Source organism: Chlamydiales bacterium (assembly GCA_031292375.1).
Classification (GTDB): domain Bacteria; phylum Chlamydiota; class Chlamydiia; order Chlamydiales; family VFKH01; genus JARLHF01.
This window is the reverse complement of sequence record JARLHF010000036.1, coordinates 1-23,036: the sequence shown is the minus strand read 5'-3', so window position 1 is coordinate 23,036 and position 23,036 is coordinate 1. Positions and strand designations below refer to the sequence as shown.

At 38.0% G+C, this 23,036-nt stretch carries 21 protein-coding genes, 1 tRNA gene and 1 pseudogene; 13 read left to right on the top strand and 10 right to left on the bottom strand.

From position 1 onward, the window contains the following. From P4L16_04915 to P4L16_04895, 5 genes are all read right to left on the bottom strand, one after another. On the bottom strand, positions 1-879 hold an 879-nt coding region (locus P4L16_04915; GenBank protein ID MDR3624463.1), incomplete at its 3' end, for an alpha/beta hydrolase. A gap of 61 nt (positions 880-940) precedes the next feature. Further along, entirely contained in the window at positions 941-2,350 is a 1,410-nt protein-coding gene (locus P4L16_04910) for a magnesium transporter (protein MDR3624462.1), read from the bottom strand. 73 nt (positions 2,351-2,423) lie between these two features. Further along, complete coding sequence (locus P4L16_04905; protein MDR3624461.1) at positions 2,424-4,505, bottom strand: hypothetical protein; 2,082 nt, start codon at positions 4,503-4,505, stop codon at positions 2,424-2,426. Between the two features lie 46 nt (positions 4,506-4,551). Then, positions 4,552-6,633, bottom strand: coding sequence for a thioredoxin domain-containing protein (locus P4L16_04900; protein ID MDR3624460.1), 2,082 nt, complete (start codon positions 6,631-6,633; stop codon positions 4,552-4,554). Positions 6,634-6,668: 35 nt separating this feature from the next. Continuing rightward, positions 6,669-7,076: a helix-turn-helix domain-containing protein gene (locus P4L16_04895; protein MDR3624459.1), complete on the bottom strand. Its 408-nt coding sequence runs from the start codon at positions 7,074-7,076 to the stop codon at positions 6,669-6,671. A gap of 102 nt (positions 7,077-7,178) precedes the next feature. Between P4L16_04895 and rnhC the strand changes: the two genes are divergently transcribed. The 6 genes from rnhC (at position 7,179) to P4L16_04865 (ending at position 12,451) form a co-directional block, all read left to right on the top strand. After that, positions 7,179-8,099, top strand: coding sequence for a ribonuclease HIII (gene rnhC / locus P4L16_04890; GenBank protein ID MDR3624458.1), 921 nt, complete (start codon positions 7,179-7,181; stop codon positions 8,097-8,099). Between the two features lie 23 nt (positions 8,100-8,122). After that, positions 8,123-8,566, top strand: coding sequence for a hypothetical protein (locus P4L16_04885; protein MDR3624457.1), 444 nt, complete (start codon positions 8,123-8,125; stop codon positions 8,564-8,566). A gap of 5 nt (positions 8,567-8,571) precedes the next feature. Next, positions 8,572-10,209, top strand: coding sequence for a DNA repair protein RecN (gene recN, locus P4L16_04880; GenBank protein ID MDR3624456.1), 1,638 nt, complete (start codon positions 8,572-8,574; stop codon positions 10,207-10,209). Positions 10,210-10,213: 4 nt separating this feature from the next. Continuing rightward, positions 10,214-10,483, top strand: a complete 270-nt coding sequence (locus P4L16_04875; GenBank protein ID MDR3624455.1) for a hypothetical protein — start codon at positions 10,214-10,216, stop codon at positions 10,481-10,483. 77 nt (positions 10,484-10,560) lie between these two features. Next, entirely contained in the window at positions 10,561-11,499 is a 939-nt protein-coding gene (locus P4L16_04870; GenBank protein MDR3624454.1) for a hypothetical protein, read from the top strand. 13 nt (positions 11,500-11,512) lie between these two features. After that, positions 11,513-12,451 (top strand): DUF6268 family outer membrane beta-barrel protein, encoded by a 939-nt coding sequence (locus P4L16_04865; GenBank protein MDR3624453.1) that lies wholly within the window; start codon positions 11,513-11,515, stop codon positions 12,449-12,451. Position 12,452: 1 nt separating this feature from the next. On the opposite strand, the gene P4L16_04860 is transcribed toward P4L16_04865, so the two are convergent. Further along, positions 12,453-13,460, bottom strand: coding sequence for a hypothetical protein (locus P4L16_04860; GenBank protein MDR3624452.1), 1,008 nt, complete (start codon positions 13,458-13,460; stop codon positions 12,453-12,455). Between the two features lie 231 nt (positions 13,461-13,691). Further along, positions 13,692-14,114: pseudogene (locus P4L16_04855) on the bottom strand (CesT family type III secretion system chaperone). Between the two features lie 120 nt (positions 14,115-14,234). Here P4L16_04855 and P4L16_04850 point away from each other — a divergent pair. After that, positions 14,235-16,280 carry an isoamylase gene (locus P4L16_04850; GenBank protein MDR3624451.1) on the top strand — a complete coding sequence of 682 codons (2,046 nt, stop codon included), beginning with the start codon at positions 14,235-14,237 and terminating at the stop codon, positions 16,278-16,280. Between the two features lie 15 nt (positions 16,281-16,295). On the opposite strand, the gene dcd is transcribed toward P4L16_04850, so the two are convergent. Continuing rightward, positions 16,296-16,865 (bottom strand): dCTP deaminase, encoded by a 570-nt coding sequence (dcd, locus tag P4L16_04845; GenBank protein MDR3624450.1) that lies wholly within the window; start codon positions 16,863-16,865, stop codon positions 16,296-16,298. Positions 16,866-16,961: 96 nt separating this feature from the next. Between dcd and P4L16_04840 the strand changes: the two genes are divergently transcribed. From P4L16_04840 to P4L16_04820, 5 genes are all read left to right on the top strand, one after another. After that, positions 16,962-17,043: transfer RNA gene (locus P4L16_04840), tRNA-Leu, on the top strand. Positions 17,044-17,145: 102 nt separating this feature from the next. Next, a complete protein-coding gene (locus tag P4L16_04835; protein MDR3624449.1) occupies positions 17,146-17,775 on the top strand; it encodes a hypothetical protein in 630 nt (209 codons plus the stop codon). 10 nt (positions 17,776-17,785) lie between these two features. After that, positions 17,786-18,307 (top strand): SycD/LcrH family type III secretion system chaperone, encoded by a 522-nt coding sequence (locus P4L16_04830; GenBank protein MDR3624448.1) that lies wholly within the window; start codon positions 17,786-17,788, stop codon positions 18,305-18,307. Continuing rightward, entirely contained in the window at positions 18,294-19,220 is a 927-nt protein-coding gene (sctE, locus tag P4L16_04825; GenBank protein MDR3624447.1) for a type III secretion system translocon subunit SctE, read from the top strand. The genes P4L16_04830 and sctE overlap by 14 nt, the downstream gene beginning before the upstream one ends. 4 nt (positions 19,221-19,224) lie before the next feature. After that, positions 19,225-19,767 carry a hypothetical protein gene (locus tag P4L16_04820; GenBank protein ID MDR3624446.1) on the top strand — a complete coding sequence of 181 codons (543 nt, stop codon included), beginning with the start codon at positions 19,225-19,227 and terminating at the stop codon, positions 19,765-19,767. Between the two features lie 46 nt (positions 19,768-19,813). On the opposite strand, the gene P4L16_04815 is transcribed toward P4L16_04820, so the two are convergent. Together P4L16_04815 and ispH are read right to left on the bottom strand one after the other, a co-directional pair. Continuing rightward, the gene (locus P4L16_04815) at positions 19,814-20,500 is read right to left on the bottom strand and encodes a methyltransferase domain-containing protein (protein ID MDR3624445.1); all 687 of its coding nucleotides are present in this window, start codon (positions 20,498-20,500) and stop codon (positions 19,814-19,816) included. A 4-nt stretch (positions 20,501-20,504) separates the two neighbouring features. Next, positions 20,505-21,428 (bottom strand): 4-hydroxy-3-methylbut-2-enyl diphosphate reductase, encoded by a 924-nt coding sequence (gene ispH / locus P4L16_04810; GenBank protein ID MDR3624444.1) that lies wholly within the window; start codon positions 21,426-21,428, stop codon positions 20,505-20,507. A 124-nt stretch (positions 21,429-21,552) separates the two neighbouring features. Here ispH and P4L16_04805 point away from each other — a divergent pair, with 124 nt between their 5' ends. Then, positions 21,553-22,884, top strand: a complete 1,332-nt coding sequence (locus P4L16_04805) for a hypothetical protein (GenBank protein ID MDR3624443.1) — start codon at positions 21,553-21,555, stop codon at positions 22,882-22,884. Positions 22,885-23,036: the final 152 nt, after the last annotated feature.

Sequence of the window (23,036 nt, the reverse complement as noted above, 5' to 3'; positions counted from 1 at the left end):
TCTTAGGATAAAAAACCCGCTGTTACAATATGCATCTGTACGACTTATTTGTTCCATCGTTGTAAAGGGCTGATCTAGTTCTAGCTCAGAGATATTAGGATGTCTTTCAGCCAAAGAAAGCGCTTGATAGCAACCCAAAGACATTCCCTTTATAGTAATATCCTCTTCTTTGTAGTTCAAGTGTTGAATTGCAAACTGATACACAAGCTCTGCTTGTCTTAACATCGACTCATGATCTAAAGTTCCCTCACTTGCGCCGTGCTTTGCCCAATCGACCATACAAACTGCTGTGTTTGTTGTTTGCATAAAAGTTTTCTTCAAAGCATCAAACTGGGCAAGCGTTTCTCCATTGCCTTGAAAGAAAATTACCAATTTTTTTTCTTTAATATCGTGAGGAACTTTGTTTATGGCATAATCAGGACCAAGCCCAGAATACTTAAGTGCTGTAGTACCTTCCTCGCTTTTAATGAGATAATTAGAATCTATATAGCGATAAGGGTAGTAAGTGCCTCGTATTTGCCGCCCCATAGGAGAAGAGGGAGATCCGCAGCAAGGCTCCGAATGCGCTGGTGGTTTTGGCATTGGCATCCATTCTCCTGAATTAATAAAATAACTGAAATTGAGATGATTTGACTTGTGATAATCAATCTTGGGAAAAAGAGAGCCTTCAATAATGGAAGCAACAATATTCATGGGTATATACAAGAAAAAATCTTTAATATGACGAATGATTTTCTGACAACCGCTTAGCACAAGTTGGCCTTGATCATCAGGGCCTTTAATATGTTTTAATGAACCTTTAAATTCTAAAGACTTTAGGCTTAGGTGTTTGAGATAATTGAATCGGGTGTCAATTGTTTTTTCATTAATAAAACTCATGCTTTCCTCATTAAATTATTTTTTTTAATAATTCCGAGTTTAACATATTTTTATTAAGATTTTAAAAAGAAAATAGGGAATTAATAAGGCCTGAGCTTACAAAGTACATGATCATCGAGATAATATCATTGAAGGCTGTAACAATGGGGCCTGCAGCAACGGCCGGATCAACACCAAGCCTTGCAAAGAAGAGTGGGGATGATACGCCTAAAAGCGTGGACGTCAAGCAAGCACCAAAAACACCCACTCCTACCATTAAACCACTTTCTAGTGAACTTGTGCCATACTGGTGCATCCCTGAGATGTGCAGCAAATAGACGGCAAAACCACAAAATATACCAAAGACGACTCCAATAGATAAGCCAATTACCATCTCCTTAGAGACAGCAGACCCCTTATTCCCAGAAGAGAGCACACCAATTGCCATGCTACGCACAAGCACTGTACTACATTGAATGCCGACATTTCCAGAGATCCCCGTGATTAGGGGCACAAAAAATACGATAAAAGCAAGAAGGTTGCTCTCTAGGCTTTGATAATAAGCCATGATAGCAGCGCTGATTAATCCACCACAAACGGTAACCACAAGCCAAGGGGCTCTTGACAAAAAGCGCTTAAACACAGGTTCATGAGCACTTACATCCTCTGCAGTACCCGCCATACGCGCAATAGTTTCATCGGCAATATCCTCTATAGCCTCAACAACATCTTCATACGTTACAACACCTACAAGAAAGTTATCTACGTCGACAACAGGAAGTGCAGGGATTTTATAACGCTCAACTAGGTCTACAACCTCATCTCTGGATGTATCAGGATTAACTTTATGTAAAATAGAGCGCATAACCTGGCGAAGAGGTAGATTTGGAGGATTTACAATCAAATTTCTTGCAGGAACATAACCTTGAAGCTCACCTGCATGGTTGAGGACAAAAATACGCCTTGTTAAATCGATGCCAGGGTTATCACGAATGCTTGCTGCTGCCTCCCCTATGGTAATATCCATTGTAAAGGCAAAAAATTCATTGGTCATCAAGCGTCCAGCACTGTTTCTGTCATGCTTTTGAAGCTCTTTAATGTGAGCAGCCTTCTTGGAGTCTAAAAGGTCTATAATTCTTCTATAGCGTCTATCGGGAAGGTCGTCAAGTACCCATACAGCCTCATCTGGAGGCATTTTTTGTATTAGCTGCTGAATCCCTTTGTCATCTAAATTTCGAAAGATTGCAGCACGTGTATTACCATCTGTGTTGATGATAAATATAATTTGAGCATCTAAATCTGGAAGATTTTCAAACAAAACATGACGCGCACTAGGAGGTAATTTGGAAGCTGCATAAGCTAGGTCTATAGGAGTATGTTCACTTGCAATTTTAGCTAGATGATTGAGACGAACCTTTGAAGTTTGCTTGTGGAAGGCATCTTCTAACTTTTCACTGAGCAAATCATCAAGATGACTTGTCTTAGAATCCATGAGGTTACCAGAAGTTGAGTGAAACTCCTCTTCTTGCTCTAGATAGTCTTCCTTTGAATCGTTCATCTTTAAGTTAACTTTCGTTGATAGATTTCATTTTAAGCTTTTGTATAAACTGCTTAAAACATTCTGTATCCCTAAGAGAAGCAAGCCAATCATCATGCAGCAAATCATCAAGAGCAGGAAGCGTTGCACTATTCTCTGCTTTCTCAATAAAATGAACAGCAAGCTCATACTGCCCCTTCATTGAGTAAAGACAAGCAAGGTAATAGTATGCATGTGCACCACCAAGAGCCACACTTTGACGCAGCTTACTTTCACCATCTTCTAAGTAAGATGTAAAAACTTCAGGCCTTCCAGTATCTTGCGTAAGGTAGGCAAGATCAAGAAGAGCTATCCCCCAATCGTTCCAAAGTAGTGCATCTTCTGGGTCCACATGGACTAGGACTTTAAAGTGCTCTACTGCTGCATGAAAGCACTCAAAATCATCCGATACTTCACCAAGATGCAAGAGAGCTATTGCAAGAGAGTGTCTTGCTTGAAAATACTCAGGTTCTTTAGAAACAACAAATGTCAATACGTTGACAGCTCGTTGGTAAACGAGCCTGTCTAGTTCAAAGTCTCCAAGAAAGTCCAATGCGCAGCCATAATGGTACATGCATTCTAGGTGCAGTTGGTCATCTAATCCTTTACTCAAGTTCAGAGCCACATCCAACTTTTCGATGGCGTTTTCTACGTAATATTGTTGATTAGATAGCTCTGCAAGCTGTAAAAGAGCACCTGCATGATTAACCCAGAGTTGTGGAAGCATGGGACGCAAATTTGTTGCCCTAGATGCTGCAAACACGGCTTGTTCTGCAGCTGCATACTCTTTTTTAATTTCACTCAACGCAAAATGCGCCTGAGATATCCCAAGCCAAAGGCCTGGGCGAGAATTATCTAGGCTAAGACCATACTGAAACTTTTGAATGGCTTGATTGTAGTATTTGTCATCTTGAAAGTAGCGTCCGATCTCGAATAAGCAGGCACCATAACATCCCCAAATGTCAGCATTTTCAGGGGAAAGCTCTAGGCCTTTGATAATTTTTTCTTCAGCATCTTTCAAAATGCTTAAATCTTCTTTAAAAACACCGAGAAGCATGAGAGCCTCTCCCCAGCCACTATAGACCATAGGGTGGTTGGGATGGCAATCTTCTGCCCTTACAAATTTTTCTAAGCTCTCTTCAATTGCTTCGATATCAAGGTCTAATTTGCCAGAGCTTACAAGAATTTGTCCCCACTTGATCCAGAGTTCAGAATCATTCTCATCTAATTCGGAGGCTGTTTGGTAGGCCATGACAGCAGAAATAAAATAAGAATCCCCTCCTGTCATATCAAAAAGAGCGTGGTAGGAAGATCCTAAATGTAGAAAACTCTCATATCTTTTTTCATCTACTTGTGTTGCAAGTTCAAAATGGCTTGCCGCCTTTAAAAATAGCTCCGTTGATCCAAGTAGAGTTGCCATTGTGACTAAAACATGCCCATAATCTTCCCAAAAGAGAGAAGACGACATAGAATAGCAAGTACTTGCCTTTTGAAACTTTTCTACAGAGCGTTTGTAATCGATGACTTCCCCTGATAACTTACCAGATAAGAAGTACATGAGAGCCCAATCCCAGTAAAGCTGAAATAACTGCTCAAGAGAATCTAGAAAAAAGTGTTCCGCTTTAACATAAGCCTCTTCTGCATAGGAAAACAGGGCAGAATCATGCATTAAAAACGCAATGTATGCATGTGCATTACCAAGTCCTAAATAACTTTTTCCTGATCTAGGATTTAAGAAGATAGCTTTTTCAAATTTTTTACAGGCAACTCGAAGACAGCTTTCCTTGTGATGAGCTTTTCCAAAATTCAACCAAGCACTTCCTTGACGGAAAAAAATCTCAGGATTTTGAGTATCTATTTTCGCAGACAAACTAAAAATTTCTTCGGCATGTTCATCTTGAGTGTGAAGTCCAACTTCACCTTGCAATACAAACAAATCAGCAAGAAGCTCCTCTTCTTTTTGGGACATCTTTTCTCTAAGAGAATGATCCCTAAATTTTTCAAGGCGCTCAAAAGTCTTGCTTTCTAGAATGTCTTGTAGTTGAGAAAAAAAATGTTCTTGTGTATCCATAGGAAAAAATTATAAACCCTCTGATTGTTTCATACAATAGACAATATTAAAGCTCTAACAAAGTTTTTTGTATCTCTTCCCAATTATTTAATGGTTTTTGGCATTCCCCCCTCTGGCAGATATAAAGAGTTGTTTTCCCATCAAGAGCTCCTTGGTCTTTAAGTCTGGGTATTATTTCAAATAATGAATTATCACATTTGCGCCAAATAGTAACATGATGAGGAAGGTAACGTGAATATAAAATATTTTTTATCTCTTTTTTAAATTCTTCTGCTTCATTAAGCGCAATAACAATAGTTGCTCCATGACGATCATAATAGCGCTGTAGAGCCATTAAGCTAGAACAACAGCCCACTGGATGGTGCTCAATGTGTTTTGTTGCGGCCTTCAATATCTCTTCTGCCTGTTTTAAAAAGCGCTCGTCAAAAGTAATTTGATACAAGCGAAGTAGATTTTCTGCATGAATACCATTACCAGCAGGCTCTGCACCATCATAAAATTCGCATCTTCTTAAAACAATGTTAGGATCTTTTCCATCTGTTAAGTAAAATGCGCCATTTTCAGCTTTGAATTCACTCTCCAATACCTCTGCAAGTTCAAGAGCAAAACGATACCACTCTACTTCGCCATCCTCTTCAAAAAGCGTAAGTAGCCCATGGATCATGAAAGCATATTCATCTAAGCCCCCTGCAAAACGCGCATCAGAGTCTCTCCATCTGCGTAAAAGATGTCCATCCTTCCAAAGTGTGCTTTTGATAAAGCGAGCCGCTTTTTTTGCACCTTCTGTATACTTGTCATCCTTAAATGCTCTGCCAGCCATAGCAAGCGAATGTATCATAAGACCATTCCAAGAGGATAAAATTTTATCATCTTTAAAGGGGTGCGCTCTTTTTTCTCTTTCCTTCCATAAAATCTCTTTACATCGATTTAAAGTAGTACTTGTTTCTTGTACGTCGAGTTTTCTTTTAGCTGAAAACTCTTCTATCCGGTGTTTAATATGTAAGATAGAGCGGCCTTCAAAAGCACCTTCTGCTTTTGAAACACAAAAGTAATCTATAAATAAAGGACCATCCGTTTCTCCTAAAATAGAAAGAATTTCTTTTGCATCCCATGTATAAAACCTGCCCTCATGTCCCTCGGAATCAGCATCTTCCGCAGAATAAAAGGCTCCTTCAGACGAACACATCTCTCTTAGTAGATATCTTAGAATATCCTTGCAGACCTCCTCATAGAATGGCTTTTTAGTGAAAAGCCAAGCTTCTAAATAAGCTCTTATCAACACAGCATTATCGTAGAGCATTTTTTCAAAATGAGGAATCAGCCACTTTGAGTCGACACTATAGCGAGAAAAGCCTCCTCCAAGATGATCATAGATTCCCCCTCTTTGCATCATATCAAGCGTAAGTTCTACGCAAAACAGAGCTCTACTGTCATTTGAAAGCTTTGTCAGAGTAAGAAGAAAACATGCATGATAGCCCATTGGAAATTTGGGCTCTCCCTCTATTCCACCGTAAATGGGATCTGCCATATGAAATAAAAGTTCAGATGCGTTAGTTATTTCTTCTTTTGCAGGAAGTTCTCTCTCTTCATTATTTTCTTGATTTTCTTGTTTCTGAAAAACTTCTATAATCCTTTCAGCTTGTTCTATAAGTTTTTCTCTTTCTTCGCTCTCTTTCCACAGTTCAGAAAGCCTTACGATAAGCTCTTGAAACCCAATAAAACCGCGCCCACTTTTAGGAGGGATATAAGTTGTTGCAAAAAAAGGTTTTAACTCAGGAGTTAAAAGGACGTTGAGAGGCCAGCCTCCACCACTTGGCATGAGGGCTTGAGCAAATTCCATATAGAGACCATCAACCTCTGGAAGCTCTTCTCTATCAACTTTTATGTTAATAAAAGAGTCATTCATGAGCTTTGCAATGGATGCATTCTCAAAAGATTCTTTTTCCATCACATGACACCAGTGACAAGTTGCATAACCAATAGATAAAAAAATGGGCCTATCTTGTTCTTTAGCTGCAGAAAATGCTTCTTCACCCCAGGGATACCAGTCAACGGGATTGTTTGCATGTTGCAAGAGATAAGGAGATTTTTCGTTACGTAATCTATTCTTATTAGCTGGTTCTGTCATAGACTCTCGCTTGAGAATTGAGTAAAAATTATTGTTTAAATTAATTCTAAATATCTTGCAAGAAACCAAGCTGCAAGGATAACAACAACAGAAAAAACTACCCACATTACATTTGGAAGCCACTTAACGCCGCCGCTTTGCGTTCCTCTTGCTTCCATCGTGCCAATACCATAGGAAAAGTCTTGCTTTGCCATAGGCACCTGAAACGATTGCATGTAATCTTTCATTACAGCGTCCGCATCCAGTCCTAAAAATGTTGCATATTGCCTTATAAAGCCCTGAGCATGTACAGGAGAGATAAGTTTTCCAAGCTGTCCATCTTCAATTGCTTGAAGGTAGTTCATCCTGATGGAAAGTGCGTTTTCTACTTCCTTTAACCCAAGGTTCATCTCTTTTCGCCTTGTGACAAATATTTCTCCAAAGTGTTTTTTTTCACCGTGCATAGCCTATATAACCCTTCATTTTTCGCAACTGAGATTAGTGTTGTAATATTTCTTATTTCATGTCAATATATACTGATTCTGTAAATGTAATTATTTCAAGAGATGAAAAAGCAGGTAGAGCCAACAAAATACCCCTCTTGTTTTGTAACCGAACTCGACACGTCCCTTGCCACTAAGCTGCAAGAAGATCTCGAAGGGCAAGGATTCGCCCTGACAAAGCCTAATTACACATTTTTTTCAGCAAAAAAACAGGGTGTTTCTTGCACCTTTTACTTGTCTGGAAAGCTCACAGTTCAAGGAAACGAGATGAGTTCATTTATTGAATTTTATCTAGAACCAGAAATTCTTAAAAATTTTGCATTTACCCATCCAGAGCTGCTTGTTGATAAAACTCCACATATTGGAGTTGATGAGTCTGGCAAAGGTGATTTTTTTGGACCGTTATGCATTGCAGGTGTTTTTGCAGGTGATTCATTAATTACAGAGCTTTCCCATTTAGGAGTTAAAGACTCTAAAAGCTTAACGGACAAAACTATTTTGGAACTTTCTAAGCAAATACGCACGAAATGCATTCATCATATTATCACAATCAATCCAAAACGCTATAATGAGCTTTATGCACAATGTAAAAATCTCAATACACTACTTGGATGGGCTCATGCAAGTATCATTGAGGCTCTTGTTGAAAAAAGCGGGTGCCGTGATATATTGATAGATCAATTTGCTCATGAAAGCGTCGTTATAAACGCACTAAAGAAAAAAAATCTTTCGGTAAATCTTTCTCAGAAACATCGAGGGGAGGAAGATTTAGTGGTAGCAGCTGCATCTATTCTTGCAAGAAGCGCATTTATCGAGGGCTTGGAAAAGCTTTCTTTAGAATTAAATATTCAGCTTCCAAAGGGCGCCTCTTCAAAAATTGTAGAAGTGGGCAAAAACATCGTTTCTCTCTATGGAGAAGAAGGTCTTAAAACGGTTTCTAAAACGCATTTTAAAACTTATCAACAAATCGTCGATATTCTTTAACACCTTCTAATCAAGGAATAGCAGTGAATAAAAATCAACTTCTCTACACTATTTTTATGATGCTAGCGATTACAGTGGTTGGATTGTTCTTAAATTTTATCGTATTATGGCCAGCATACTCCACTCATGAGCTTTTCTCAGCTAAAGATGTCAAATCTGTTTCTGTCTATTATAAAAATAAGCCTTATTTTCTGAACTTCAAAGAGCAAAAGCAATTTCTTAGCCTTCTCAATCAAGGAGAAGCTCTTGAAAATCTGGAAAATATTACAAAAGAAAAGAACTTGCCTCTACCTATAGATAAACTTGTCGTTTACAGGTTTGAGCATCCAGCAATTGATCTAATACCCATTGCCTTAGTTGATGACAAAATGATCTTTCGTGTTGTAGGATTAGAAAACATACATTTCATCATTGAAAAAGAACCTGGAAAATTAGAAAACCTACTTAATTCAACCTATGATCGTTAAAAGATATGCTTAAGCACCTATCTATCAAAAATATCGCTCTTGTTGATCATTTAGAGATACCTTTTGAAAGTGGTTTCAATGTCTTAACTGGAGAAACTGGCGCTGGCAAGTCTGCAGTCATGCAAGCAATTAAACTTGCACTGGGTAGCCGAGGTGATAGTTCACTCATTCGAAAGCATGAAACAAAAGGATCTGTTACTGCAGTCTTTGATATTGACGGGTATCATGAACTTCTTCAATTTCTTAAAGAAACAGGTATTGAACATAACCCTTCTGAGTTTTTAATCATCCAAAGAGAATTAAATGACAATGGAAAGAATAGAAGCTTTATCAATCATCAACTAGCTCAAGTCTCTCTAGTAGAAAAGGTGGGCTCTTACCTTGTAGATATTGCGGCGCAACACGCCTATCAAAGGCTTTTTTCTTTAGATGCGCATTTATCAACACTAGATACCTTTTGTAAAACCTCCCTTCTTTTAAGCGACTTTCAAAAGACCTGGAGATGTGAAAATGAGACTCGAGAAAAGCTTAACATTTTAATAAGCGGAAGAACTACAAGAGATGAAAAACTAAGTCGTTTGAAAAATGAATTAGAAGATATAACAAAAGCAAATATACAGGAAGGAGAAGATGAAGAGCTTTTCCAAGAATATACACGCCTTTTAAAAGATGCTGAGCGTGTATCGAAAGCAAGAGAAATTCTCGAAACCTTTGATTCGCGCATATCCCCTCTTACAACTCTTGCTAAGCAAAAAACGATCTTAGAAGATCTAGTTAATATGGATACATCTCTTACAGAATCTTTGAAGACACTAGAGACTGTATTGATTGAGCTCAACGAGTTATCTTACACGCTAAATCGTTATCAAGAGTCTTTGGAGTCTAATCCTAAGCAAGAAGCGTTTCTGGATGCAAGGCTTACGCTCATTAATCAAATCAAAAAAAAATATGGCCCATCTGTTGCGGATATTTTTCAGTATCGAGAGACTATAAGAATTCAAATTGAAGAGATGGATAGCCTTGAAGAGATGATTGCAAGCTTGCAAAATAAGCTTCTAGAGCAAGAGATAAGCTCTGATAAATTAGCCAGAGCGCTTACAGAAAAACGAAGAGCACAAATTCCGCTCTTTGAAGAACTTGTCCAGAATGAAATTCGAAGCTTGAATATGCCAAAAGCTTGTTTTCATGTTGAAATGACCAGTAAGGCACGCAACTTTTTTGGTGATGAAAAAGTAGAATTTAAGTTTGCTCCCAATGTAGGAGAGCGTATCCTTTCTTTAAAGGAAAGTGCAAGTGGCGGTGAGCTTTCACGCGTATTATTGGCATTAAAAACCGTGCTTGCCGACGTAGATAAAGTTCCAACGCTTATCTTTGATGAAATTGATGCTAACGTAGGCGGAGAGACCGCTACAATTGTTGGACAAAAACTCAGCCTTATTGGCACTAAGCATCAAGTACTTTGTATTACTCACTTGCCTCAAGTAGCTCACCTTGCCCACCATCATTTTCAAATTACTAAATATGAAAAAGAAGATCGTACTGTTACAAATATTACATTTCTTGATAAAGAAAATAGGCAAAGGGAACTTTCTCGTATGCTGGGCGGAAAAATTTTTTCAGAAACACTATTAAATGAGGCTTAAAAATATGCTTAAAGGTCTTTTTTTTTCTACTATAATATTAACTTTTCTCTTTAGTGCCTGCAATAATGCTGAACAAGGAGCGCAAGATGAGAGTGAATCGGAAATGTTAAAAACATATGCAAAAGAAGAGCCTTTTAAACCTCAACATGTAGATCTTCCCGATACGCCTCCTTCACAAGCTCAGGAGCAAACTTCCTTTAACCTAGATGTGGATGCATTTACTACTTATTCTTCAGAAGAATCTGAAGGTTCTTTTGAAGAGCCCCCCTTGTGAAAACTATTGACGCTATTTATTTTTTACGCTAAAAACCATTAGTTCGTTAAAAATGAATAATTTTCGGAGTATCTTAAGTGAAAAAATTTCTCTATGCCCTTATTACTGCAACGCTGTGTTTAACTACTGATGCATTGGCTAACGAAACTACTGTTGTAGATGTAACTCAATACGGTATTGAAACCCTTCTTTCAGACCCTTGCGGCTGCACATTAAAAAAACCTTTTGGCATACTCCTGGACGGCTCTTATATTGCTAAAGCTCCTGTTTGTGGGAATCACGACCAGCATATACATTATGCAGATGGGCAAGTGGAAGGACTCTATGGCGTAAAACTTTCTGAGAATTCTGCTGCTTTTGTTAATGTGGGTGCTGGCTTTGATAGAATTAAGTGGGACCAAAACCCTTACTTTGTAAAAGAATACTTCCCTTGTGTAAATGTTGGTATTTCTGGATATACAACCTCAGTGAGAAATTGGATCTGGATGGCTGGTATCAATTGCCAATACGATACAAATGCTGGAATAGTACACCGTTTTACAAGAGCTTCTCGTTATGGCGCATTACTATGGGGAAGATATACCTATGACAAATGCTTAGGACTACATTTGGGAGTGCTTATCTTTACTGGTATTAGAAAGACAAACGCGTACCCAATTATTGGATTTGATTATACACTCTCATCCAAATGGAAAATTAACGGTATTTTTCCGCTCAATATGGCAGTTATCTATTCCTTCACAGATGTCTGGTCTTTATCATTTGCTGGAAGGCCCTTTATTGCACGTCACCGCCTTTCATCTAATCAGCCTATACAAAATGGCATATTTGAATACCGTAACTATGGTGCAGAGCTCTCTCTTAACTTTGATAAATGTGGACTATTCTGGCAGCTGTATGCAGGTTATAGCTTTGGTGGAACTCTAAAAACAGAAGACTCTAATGGCAACGAAATTGCCTATACACGCTATGATGGAGCTCCTTATGTCGGTGCTAATATACTCTGGCGTTTTTAATAAAGGAATTTAATTGATAAAATTAAAATATATACTGACAATAGCGCTATCTTTGATCTCTAACTTGTTATGTGCTAATGAGACGACTATCATCGACATTCCTCAATATAATCTCGAAGCCTATAAGTCGAGTGGGTATAGATGCTGTATCCCTAAGCCCTACGGCTTTTTAATCGATGTAAATAGCATCTATAAATCCCCCATTCGAGACTTTTCAAACAGAGGCGTGCAATATGCAGAAGGGCAAGTAGATGGCATTTATGGCTTTAAACTAGATCCTAACACTGGAATGTGTGTGTATATGGGTGGTGGCATTGTAAATCCTCGTGTAAACCAAAACCATCAATTCCATGTAAGTAGCTTCTCTCAAGTTAATGCAGGCGTTTCTACGTTTACAACCTCTTTCAAAAGGTGGTTTATACAAGTTGGGTTCAATGCTCAATTTGATGCCAATAAGAATGTCGACAATAGGTTTGCTAAAGCATCTCGCTATAGCGGGATTGTTTGGGGAAGGTATTGCTTGATGCCTAATTTAGGGCTTCATATTGGAGCTATTGTATTTACTGGTATCAATCAAACAACAGCATATCCTATTTTGGGCCTTGATTATATGCCAAATTGTCGCTGGAAGTTCAACCTTATTTTTCCTGTTTATCCATCGATTGCTTATTACTTTAATCCCGCTTGGTCCATTTCTGTTGCAGGCAGACCCTTTATCACAAGAGATCGCCTTTCCAACAAAGAGTTTGCCCACAATGGCATTTTTGAATACCGCAACATAGGTACGGAATTTTCTCTAAACTATAGTAAAAACCTACTTGCCTGGTCCTTACATGTAGGCTATGCTTATGGTGGCTCTTTTCAGGTACGTGATTCTCAGTCAAACTTAATTGAGAGCCTAAAGTTTAATGGAGCTCCTTATGTAGGCCTAAACCTTCTTTGGCGCTTCTAACCTACCTGGTAGGCAGGAAAATAGTCAAGTCTTTAGAATTTTTTAAAAGATATTCTCGCATTATCGTATTGGTTTCAAGAATACCCCGTGCTTTTTCCGGATTCTTTATTTCAACCTTACGCAAGATAGTGGCTATAGCCTCCATAATGTTCTCATGACTCATTAGCAGATCTATTTTTTCTCTATCTTCTGTAGTTAGATTTTGCCTTTCTCTTTCTTCTTCTAGATAAAAGTTGTCCAAATCTGTTAACCGATCTAGGCATTCTTTCCTTAGAGTACGAACAGGATCCCATATAGATGGTTCTCCTTTATCTGGAATACGAATATTTTTAAATTTACATTTATATTTAGAGTCATTCGTATCTTGGTTTTCATATCGATAATCTTGTAAGGATCGCTTCTCAATTGCATATTCTTGTAAAACATTAAAATGGTCTAGAGTTTTACTTTGTGGATCCTCTTTCAGGATTTTTAGTTGATTCTCTCTTCCTTTCAAATAATTTTTTTTCTCACCTATTTCACTAATAACCTTATCTATCGATTCTTTTATATGAGTAAGTGCAGAAGTTGCATTTTGTGCTTCTAGTATATCAGGATTTTCAAAAGTGACTCTTTTTACATGCTTGCGCTTTGCAGTTAGATCTGGAAGAGGCTCTTCCGATGATTTTACAGGAATAGTTGGGTTTTTTAACTTAGGTAAGTCATGAGCGTAACTGCGCCCAGTGTGTCCTACTTCCCTCAAAAGAAGTGCATCCCTTAAGGCCTTTATTTTATTAAAAATCTCAAAAGTTTGGTAAGTGGGATTCGCATGATACGTAATAACAAGTTCTTTTCCGACTTTGTTGTCATACCATTTACCATCTCTAAAAAGCATATTAAAAATTCTTTGCAAGACAATCGAAATATAAGAGCGTACAATTACGAATATATTTTTTGCTGCTTCTGGTCCCATATCAACAGGACCTAATAAGCGCAATGCAATATCGGGATTATATCCACTTATAGTCATAATTTTCCTCAAAAACTATATAGTTAAAAAAAGACAGCTAAAGAGGATGTTATAACTTAAGTTTATTAAGAAATTATAAATTTTAAAAAAATCGGGAAAAGTTTTTTGGAGTGCTGTAGCCAAGCTTGCAGCACTCCAAAAATATTAGCCCCTGATGAAGCCTTGTTGTGGTCCTTTTCCAGAGAAAGGTGTACCTCCAGGGGTTCCAGCTCCTGCAGCTGCAGGCTTTTCTTCTCTGCCAGCGACAACGTCAGCGACAATTTTACGCCATTTTTCAACAGTCTCAACGTAGAGAGGAGCAAATGCACGAAGGGCTGCAGATACCGCATGAGCCATATCAATCGTACAGTGAATTAATATGAGCTCTTCTTTGACTGCAACACCAATCCCGCCGCCTGCCATTTGTCCGCCGAGCATAGACCCTTCTAAGAGGCGCTCGTAAAGCTTTAGCTTAATTTTATCTTCTTTTGGAAGTCCATCTAGTACAGGGGAATAAAGATAGAGCCTATCTGAATTTGGCTCATAAGTTAAGTGCATGGAAAAGGTATCGTCAATACCCAAAATACACGTATTATTTTCATCAAACTGCAATCCTTCAATCCCAAGTTCCTTTCCAAATTCCTTAAGATTTTCTTCTGCGTTTTTCAATGACATGTTCTACTCCTTTTAAAAAACAGCTTTTTTTGCTTATGAGCCTATCCTAGCTTTTTTATCTTTTAAAGTAATCTATTTTTATTGTAGCTTGAGTATAAAGTTAAAATTTTAGGAGTATTTATGAGTGTAGAGACAAAGAAAGCAGGTATGGAGATTGAACTTTCAACCTCCCAAGGCTCCCCTCTTCCCTTTGGCACTAGCTTTTCAGATAGCGATGTAAATTTTTCCGTTTTTTCCAAAAGTGCAACTTCTATGACTCTTGCACTTTACTATCCTGATGAGCATCTACCCTTTCAATCAATAAACTTAAATCCGCTAACAAACAAAACAGGAGATGTATGGCATGTACTCGTGCACTCTGTACCCCATAATATTCACTACTGTTATTTTGCAGATGGCCCTGATGATATTATGCAAGGGCATATTTTTGATTCAAAAAATGCTTTAATTGATCCTAGAGCTCATCTTCTTTCTCAATCTACGCACTGGGGAAGCAAAGATCTTTATCTTAGGAATATTTTACAAGCTCCCCTGTCATTTGACTGGAAAGATGATGCTCATCCTAATCACCCTTTAGAAGAGATGATTATCTACGAAATGCATGTGAGAGGATTTACCCAAGATCCATCTAGTCACACAAAAAATCCAGGAACTTTTCTTGGTGTCATCGAAAAAATTCCTTACCTTAAAGCCCTCGGAGTTACTGCTGTTGAGCTTTTGCCTATACATCCCTTTAATGAATGTGAATATCCAAAAACAAATCCTGTCACTGGAGCACCTCTCTACAACTATTGGGGCTATTCTACGATTAATTTTTTTTCTCCTATGAACCGCTATGCTGTTATAAGAGAAAATACGATAATTGAATTCAAAACAATGGTAGCAGCCCTTCATGCAGAGGGTATAGAAGTTATATTAGATGTAGTTTTTAATCACACTGCCGAAGGAAATGAAAAAGGTCCGACCCTTTCCTTTAAAGGCTTTGAAAATTCCATCTATTATATGCTTTCACAAGGAGAGTACCTCAACTACTCAGGCTGCGGCAATACATTTAACTGTAACTATCCAGCAGTTCGCGATCTTATATTAGATTCATTGCGCTATTGGGTTGCAGAAATGCGTGTTGATGGATTTCGCTTTGACTTAGCAACTATTCTTGGAAGAGCCCAGGATGGTACACCTCTTGCAAATCCCCCTCTTTTAGAAAGCATTGCTCTTGATCCTGTACTTGGAAAAACAAAGCTTATTGCAGAAGCGTGGGATGCAGGTGGGCTTTATCAAGTGGGATCTTTTCCCTCATGGGGAGTTTGGGCGGAGTGGAATGGAAAATACCGTGACAATGTAAGAGATTTTATTAAGGGCACGGATAATACTGTAGGCCTTTTTGCAACAAGGCTTTGTGGTTCACCTGATTTATATGCATCTAGCAGAACACCTGGTCATAGCGTTAACTTTCTTACTGCACATGATGGGTTTACCTTGATGGATCTTGTTTCTTATAATGATAAACATAATGAAGAAAATGGCGAGAACAATCAAGATGGAACCAATCAAAATGATAGCTGGAATTGTGGTGTGGAGGGCTCTACAAATGATAAATCTATTCTTTCCCTGCGAAATCGTCAAGTAAAAAATTTTATTACAGCTTTGATGGTGTCTCAAGGAACGCCCATGATTTGCATGGGTGACGAAATTGGACAATCAAAAAAAGGCAATAACAACACATGGTGTCATGATAGCGATCTCAATTGGCTCTCTTGGATAAATGGTCATCTAGAAGCTGAAATTTTTCGCTTTATGAGTTTGATGATTCAATTAAGAAAAAAACATACCCTGTTGAAAAGGGGCATTTTTTTAACAGATCGTGATATTAAATGGCACGGCAAAAAGCCTTATGAGCCCAATTGGAATCCTGATAGCCGCTTTATAGCCTATACGCTTATTGATCAAGTGCTCGAAAATAATCTCTATATTGCCTTTAATGCTGGCTATGAAACAGCTCAGGTTAATGTTCCTTATCCTCCTTACAGTAAAACATGGTATAAAATTGTCGACACTGCAGCTGCATCACCAGAAGATTTTACGCCTCCAAAGAGCGCAAAACCCTTGGAGACTTTAGAAATTGCCATGATTCCCCATTCAGCTATTATTTTGAAGGCGCTTTAAGTATACACAAACAAGTTAAATGCGAGGAACAACAATGCCTTGTTGTTTCATGTATTTTCCTTTTCTATCGGCATAAGAAACTTCACATTCTTCTGCCGCTTCGAAAAAGAGTACCTGAGCAAGCCCTTCGTGTGCATAAATTTTTGCAGGTAATGGTGTTGTATTAGATATTTCAAGTGTTACATGCCCCTCCCATTCTGGCTCAAAGGGAGTTACATTCACAATAATTCCACAACGTGCATAAGTTGATTTGCCAAGGCAAATAGTTAAAACATTTCTTGGAATGCGAAAGTATTCAACGCTTCTTGCAAGGGCAAAAGAATTGGGCGGTATAACACAAACATCTGCTTTAATATCTACAAAGGAATCATCATTAAATTGCTTAGGATCAACAATAGAATTGTAAACGTTCGTAAAAACTTTAAATTCATCAGAAACACGTAAATCATAGCCATAACTTGACAGTCCATAACTTACAAGAGGTATGGATTCTTCTTTCGTTCTTACTTGTCTATCTTCGAATGGTTCGATCATCTTATGTTCTTTTGCCATTTTACGAATCCAGTGATCTGCCTTGATGCTCATAATTTTTAGCTCCTCAAAATATATATTTTCCGCCAAACGATATCAATTTTCTTGATTTTCATCTTCTCATTTCTGTATGATCAGCTTTCTTTTTCCGCCCAGGTGGTGAAATTGGCAGACACGCCAGATTTAGGTTCTGGTACCGCGAGGTGTGTAAGTTCGAGTCTTATCCTGGGCATTTTTTCTGAGCACTTTTTACACTCCTTAATATTATCTTAATTACAGTTAGCTATGATGCTCAACATGTTTAAAAATTACTCACAATTTGAAAAGGTTTATTATGTCTAACACAATGATTGACTCTCTACCATCTAATGTATGGAATCCAGCATTTAACGAAACTGTGGGAAGAAGTCCTCTTCTTGCTCCGCCTGCATCAGAGCCTACTGAATTGCGTAACAGAATTGAGCAAGCAGCTACGGATGCTATCTCCTCATTCAAGGAGACAACTACAAGTGGAAAAGAGATTACAGGTTGGCAGATCTACACTGTTCTTTCGGCAAGACATGAGGACATTCATTCACGTATCAACGACTATTTCAATGACATCGAAGTAAATAGTGCAAAAACCAAAAAGGTACAAAAGCTTCAACAATGTTTGAGAAGTCAAAGTGGTGATAATGGTGTAGATTGGTCTCACAACACAGAAATGCAAGTATTGCTTAATGCATGCCGAGGTTATGGTGTTGTTGTTGACACAGGTAAATTCACATTTACTGAAGCAGAAAAGACAGCTCTTCTTGCCAATACAGACACAGCACTAGATGGACTCATGACTTCCAACAAAAATGCTGAAATGCGTCTTAGCTACTTTAAAAACATGGAATTGGAAAATACGACAACGCTTGCAAACTTGTTAAAAGCAGTACATGAAGCTGTTATGGCTATTGTGCATAACATTGGAAAATAATGGTTGCTCTATGTCTCTGTCTAATTCGTTGCCGCAAAAAGATCTTGAGTCAGTAAATCTTTACTTAAAAAAGGTTCTTATAGACCATTTTAATGGCAAAGAGCTTTTACAAGATGCTTGTGACATATCAAATGCTTCTGTAGAAAAGCTCTACACCAAAGCATATGAGTTTTACCAGGCAGGAGACTCCTTGGGAGCTATCAATGCATTTGGATTGCTCATCCATGTAGACCCATTTTCCCAAGTATTTTGGATGGGGCTTGGATCTGCAAGACAGCTTAATAGCGAGCATGAAAAAGCTTTACAAGCCTTTGCCATTGCAGCGCTTTTAGATGATCAAGATCCAGCACCGCACTACCATGCGGCTCAAAATTATCTGGCCCTTAATAACGAAGAAGACGCTCTGAAAGCACTCGACCTTGCAGAAGCCCTTTCTACGATGAGTGCGATGCACGCCCCTTTTCAAGAGCGTGTTGCAAAGTTAAAGGGATACTACTATCAAACTTATAAAGGTTCATATGGAAATAGGTAGTTTTTTACCAAGAAGCGATGTATTGACAGACTGTTTTACTCCTGTAGAAAAACAAGAGATTACAGAAATAACACAAGATGCAGAAGTTGCACTAAATCCCCTTCATGACTTGCCCATATTACCAAAGCCAAAAGAATTTAATTTGGACTACATGTTTTTGAGATTGCAAGAAGCTCAAGGTGACCTTACAAGAGCTGAATTGCAAAATCAAACGACTAGAATAGAAGAAGAGGCAAAAAAGGTGCGTGATCTCAGAGAATTACGTACTAAAAAAGTACAAGAAGCAGCAGAAAAAGTAAGCTCAACAAAAAGCTGGGGGCTTCTTGTAAGAGCTGCCACCGTATTTACTTCTCTTGTGTCTATTGGAATAGGTATTACTGCCGTTGCAACAGGCGCTGGTCTATTTGCAGGTGTTGCTATGATTGTGGCAGGAAGTGCAATGCTTGCAAATGAAGTTGCATCAGAGCTCAAGCTTTGGGATAAACTTGCAGATATTCTTGCTGGCAATGATAAAAAACAAAAAGAGCGCATCTTATATCATCTTGAGTTGTGGATAGCACTTGGAACTGCTTTAATTAGCGTTCTTAGTTTATCAGCAGGTTCCACAGCCGTCTTAAAAAACGGTGTAAAAGTGGCTCAAATGGCCTTGCAGGGTGGTTCTCAAGTGATTAGCGGTGTTGCTTCCTTTGGAAGGACTATGAATGAACAAAACAGGCTTTACCTCGAACATGAAGTTAAAAAACTTGATGGTAGAGTCAAATTTGTTTCTAAGAGCCGTGAGACTCTAACAGAGCATCTTACTTCTTCATTCAAGCGTCAAGAAGAGCTTGGAAAGTGTAAATCTCAGTGGTTTGACAGCAATAAAGAACAAGCAAAACATATAGCATCCATAATAAGTGGTACAAGAGGATAATAAAATGGAAATAAGTAGCATTCAAAACAGTCTTCCAGCAAATGTAGCATCAACAAAGAAAACACCTTCAGATCTAGACGTATTCTTGTGCTTACTAGAATCTCAAGGGCTTTGTCAAAAGTCACGCATTGAAGAATTAAGACATGCATTTCAAAAGTTACATGAGACTACACTCAAAACAGATCGAGTAGCAAATAACTACTTTACACAATCTATATTTACGGCAGTAACAGGTGCGCTATCAGCTACGCTTACAATTTGCGGCGGAGTCACACCCTTCTTCAAAGGCGATGAAGCTCGCCTAAAAGGGATTACCCAAATATTTACAGCCTTATCAAATATTTGCGAGGCTGCTGGAAGAACTGCTCAAAGTGCACAAGAAGGAGATCGTGTAAAATTACAACAAGCTGCAACGCTTGCTGAAAAAGTACATGCTGCGTCTGAAGAGGTTCTTCGCAGCTTAAAACAACTAGAGCAAGGCAATACAAGCGCTATTGACAATTTGCTGCGTACAATGGCAGAACTTGCCCGCCTTGCAAATCAGTAATTATACACAAACAGGTTCAAAAATCAATTCTTGAACTTGTTTGTGTCTATAATCTTTTTTGAATATAGACGCTTGCTCTTCCCCAGCTAAAGGGAAGAGTAAGTTCTTTTACAACTTCAAAAATAGGCTTTCTCGTATAGTTGTCAATGGGGTAGCTAACCGTTGCAATGCTAGCTCCAGGGGGTAAGTTCTCTAATTTCTCTCCAAGAATTTTTAAAAATGGTTCTTCAAAACAAGTTCCATAAAGATATACGCCCTTTACTGCTGAAAAATCAGCGTTCCTAATATCATCTCGCCTGAATTGAACATCGCTTAAATGAAAGCGCTCTTTTATTCTTTTGGCATTGTTTACAAATCTTGGGTTATGCTCAATACCAAGGACTTTGGCGCCTGTAAAGCAATGAATCCAAAAGGATGTCCTACCTGTTGCTGATCCCAAGTCCAAAAAAAGAGAATCCGGTTCAATTTTCATCTCTTTTATAATTTGTTCTAAAGTAGTAAGTGGTGTTTCGCCATAAGTATAAAGTTCTTCTTCGCCTATCGCCTGCAAGAAGGTTTTACTTACTTTAAAGGGAGAATCAAAAAAATAGTATAGTTTAAGGGCGATGTCTATTTTAAAAAAAAGCTTGTTTCTATAAAATCTCTTTGCAACTCTTAAATTTTCTATCCAATACTTTACTTTTACAAGAAAATTGAGATAAACAAGAGAGGGAAGCTCTTTTACATTCCACATAGTCTTAGACTAATACTGCCTTGGGAAGTTGAAAAAAGACATCTTCTTGTGTAAAAACAACATCTTCTACTTCAGTAACACCTATTAACATAAGTTTTTGAATGCATTTTTGAACAATATCTTCAGGAGTGGATGCCCCTGCAGTAAGACCTATGGTTTTTACATTTGTAAACCATTCTGACTCAATTTCTTCTTCGTTATTAATCAAATAAGCTGCAACTCCCCTTCTTGCTGCTGTTTCTCGCAATCGGTTGGAATTAGAACTTTTAGGATCACCTACTACTAAAACCAAATCTGTCACATCTGTAATCTTCCCAAGGGCCATTTGCCTATTTGTCGTTGCATAACAGATAGAAGAGCTTGGCAAGGTTTCAGTTTGAGGATATTTTTGTACTAAAGCTTCAGTAATTTCTTTTACATCATCAAGGCTCAACGTTGTCTGTGTTAGATAAAAGAGCTTATCACTCTGTGTAAACTGAAGGGCTTTTACATCTTCTACAGACTCTACAATAGTCGTAACATCAGGCGCTTCCCCAGCAGTGCCTATCGTTTCCACATGGTTTTTATGACCAATTAAGATGATGTAATAGCCTTTTTCAGCGTAACGTTTTGCAGCGGAATGCACTTTTGTAACAAGTCCACAAGTCGCATCAATCTCTATTAAATTTCGGCTTTTAGCAACAGTTCTTACTTGTGGAGGAACGCCGTGGGCAGAATAGATTAGCCTTGATCCAACGGGTACATCTTCTAGATCTTCAATGAATACAGCGCCCTTTGCTTTTAGTCTATCAACAACGTATCTGTTATGGACAATTTCATGTTTTACGTAAATGGGAGCTCCCCAAAGGAGAAGAGCTTTTTCAACAGTTTCAATAGCTCTTTCAACACCCGCACAAAAGCCTCTTGGCTTAGACAATAGCAATTTCATAACAAATCCTTACTTAAGCGCTAGAATAAAAGACGAAGTATACACCTAAATCCTTGAATTGTAAAATCAAAATCTCTTGATAGTTAATAAATTTTTTAATATATGTCATAAGAAAGAGGCATGTATGTTAGATGGAAAAATAAGCGAAGCAATTTTCAAATATTCAATCATTCAAAAAAGTGAATCTCGCTGGTATCAAAGTCCTATTAAGCACCTTTTACTTATGATTTTTCAGCGCTTTGTCAGTTCCGAAATTATCGAAAGAAACTTTTCTTCCCTCTCTAGCAAGAATATCAGCCGGCTAACAGATAAACAGATTCAGCAACTATCTCCTCAAACATTTGGTAATATTCAAGGAACTGCTCGAAGTGCTCTAATAAACAGGATTCATATCATTTCAAAAGATATCTTTAATCCAGAACAAAAAATGGCTATATCTTCACTTGAGCGACTTACAAATATCACAGTCGATGAAATTAGAATATTTTCTCCAGAAGATACATGCACATTTATTCAAGACTATATAAGTAAAAATCCTGAAAAGACACTTTCTAAGCCATTAGAAGAAGCTTTTTATAGAGCATCGTCAAAATTTCATACTTTGCCACAAACCATACGCATGAATATGCTCGAAAGGTTTGCAGTATCAGCTACTAGTGATGAGGTTGTTCTATTTACCAAAGAGCAAAAACTTTTGTTACTTCAGGCCTATGCTACAATAGCCTCAAAAAGGGTAATAAAGCAATTGAATGAATTTATAAGAAATCTCTTTTTTGTTGATGATCGAAGCTTCTTACAATTTAATGCAAAAGAGGCATGCTCATTTATAGAATCTTATGGCTTTATGTTAAAACATAATCCTCAACTCTTTACAGAGGATGATTGGGTTAGACTAAACAGGGTACTTCCAAAAGCGTTACCTGAATTAGAAACCTTGCAAAACAAAGAGATTTTGTTACAACTATGCTCGCGCTTTCCAGAAGAACGAAGTGCACAACCCTCTGAGCATGTTATAGTGCCTGATCGATTATCTGTGCTTAAATCCACCCCATTAGAGGCCATTTCTAAATTTTCTCCAAAAGAAGCTTTTAAATTTATTAAAGATTATATAGATGATTCTAGAGAACCCCTTAGTAAGAAAGATTGGGAAAAATTAGAGCCTGTCTATTCTATGACCCTAACATCCCTTAAGTTAGCAAGAAGATCAAGACTTGCTATGATTAAAGCATTTCAACGAGATCCTGTGTCAGATTTTCCTTGGATCCAGATACTTCAAAGCACTACACTTGAGGATGTAAAAAAATTTACTCCACAAGAAGCATATGCATTTGTTGCAGCTTATGCAAGCGTGCAAATGTCTGGATGGGAGCCTGGCACAAAAACTTCAGTAAAACATCCTATGAGCGATGATAACTGGAAGGTCTTTACAGCTGCGCATAGGAAGTCAGCAACATAACATGAGTTAAGTAACGTCAGCTCGATTTTTAACTAGGTTATTGTTAACAACTTAAGCTCTTGTTCATTAAAATTTAAAGCTGGTTTTTTGGGTTGTATATTAGGAATAGGAATGACTCTAACGAAAATAAATGAAACACGGAGCCACAGAGA

Excerpts from the sequence above, each read along its gene's own strand:
- P4L16_04910 (MDR3624462.1), bottom strand. The coding sequence starts at position 2,350 with ATGGATTCTAAGACAAGTCATCTTGATGATTTGCTCAGTGAAAAGTTA.
- P4L16_04905 (MDR3624461.1), bottom strand. The coding sequence starts at position 4,505 with ATGGATACACAAGAACATTTTTTTTCTCAACTACAAGACATTCTAGAA.
- P4L16_04900 (MDR3624460.1), bottom strand. The coding sequence starts at position 6,633 with ATGACAGAACCAGCTAATAAGAATAGATTACGTAACGAAAAATCTCCT.
- P4L16_04895 (MDR3624459.1), bottom strand. The coding sequence starts at position 7,076 with ATGCACGGTGAAAAAAAACACTTTGGAGAAATATTTGTCACAAGGCGA.
- rnhC (MDR3624458.1), top strand. The coding sequence starts at position 7,179 with ATGAAAAAGCAGGTAGAGCCAACAAAATACCCCTCTTGTTTTGTAACC.
- recN (MDR3624456.1), top strand. The coding sequence starts at position 8,572 with ATGCTTAAGCACCTATCTATCAAAAATATCGCTCTTGTTGATCATTTA.
- P4L16_04875 (MDR3624455.1), top strand. The coding sequence starts at position 10,214 with ATGCTTAAAGGTCTTTTTTTTTCTACTATAATATTAACTTTTCTCTTT.
- P4L16_04860 (MDR3624452.1), bottom strand. The coding sequence starts at position 13,460 with ATGACTATAAGTGGATATAATCCCGATATTGCATTGCGCTTATTAGGT.
- P4L16_04850 (MDR3624451.1), top strand. The coding sequence starts at position 14,235 with ATGAGTGTAGAGACAAAGAAAGCAGGTATGGAGATTGAACTTTCAACC.
- dcd (MDR3624450.1), bottom strand. The coding sequence starts at position 16,865 with ATGAGCATCAAGGCAGATCACTGGATTCGTAAAATGGCAAAAGAACAT.
- P4L16_04835 (MDR3624449.1), top strand. The coding sequence starts at position 17,146 with ATGTCTAACACAATGATTGACTCTCTACCATCTAATGTATGGAATCCA.
- P4L16_04830 (MDR3624448.1), top strand. The coding sequence starts at position 17,786 with ATGTCTCTGTCTAATTCGTTGCCGCAAAAAGATCTTGAGTCAGTAAAT.
- sctE (MDR3624447.1), top strand. The coding sequence starts at position 18,294 with ATGGAAATAGGTAGTTTTTTACCAAGAAGCGATGTATTGACAGACTGT.
- P4L16_04820 (MDR3624446.1), top strand. The coding sequence starts at position 19,225 with ATGGAAATAAGTAGCATTCAAAACAGTCTTCCAGCAAATGTAGCATCA.
- P4L16_04815 (MDR3624445.1), bottom strand. The coding sequence starts at position 20,500 with ATGTGGAATGTAAAAGAGCTTCCCTCTCTTGTTTATCTCAATTTTCTT.
- ispH (MDR3624444.1), bottom strand. The coding sequence starts at position 21,428 with ATGAAATTGCTATTGTCTAAGCCAAGAGGCTTTTGTGCGGGTGTTGAA.
- P4L16_04805 (MDR3624443.1), top strand. The coding sequence starts at position 21,553 with ATGTTAGATGGAAAAATAAGCGAAGCAATTTTCAAATATTCAATCATT.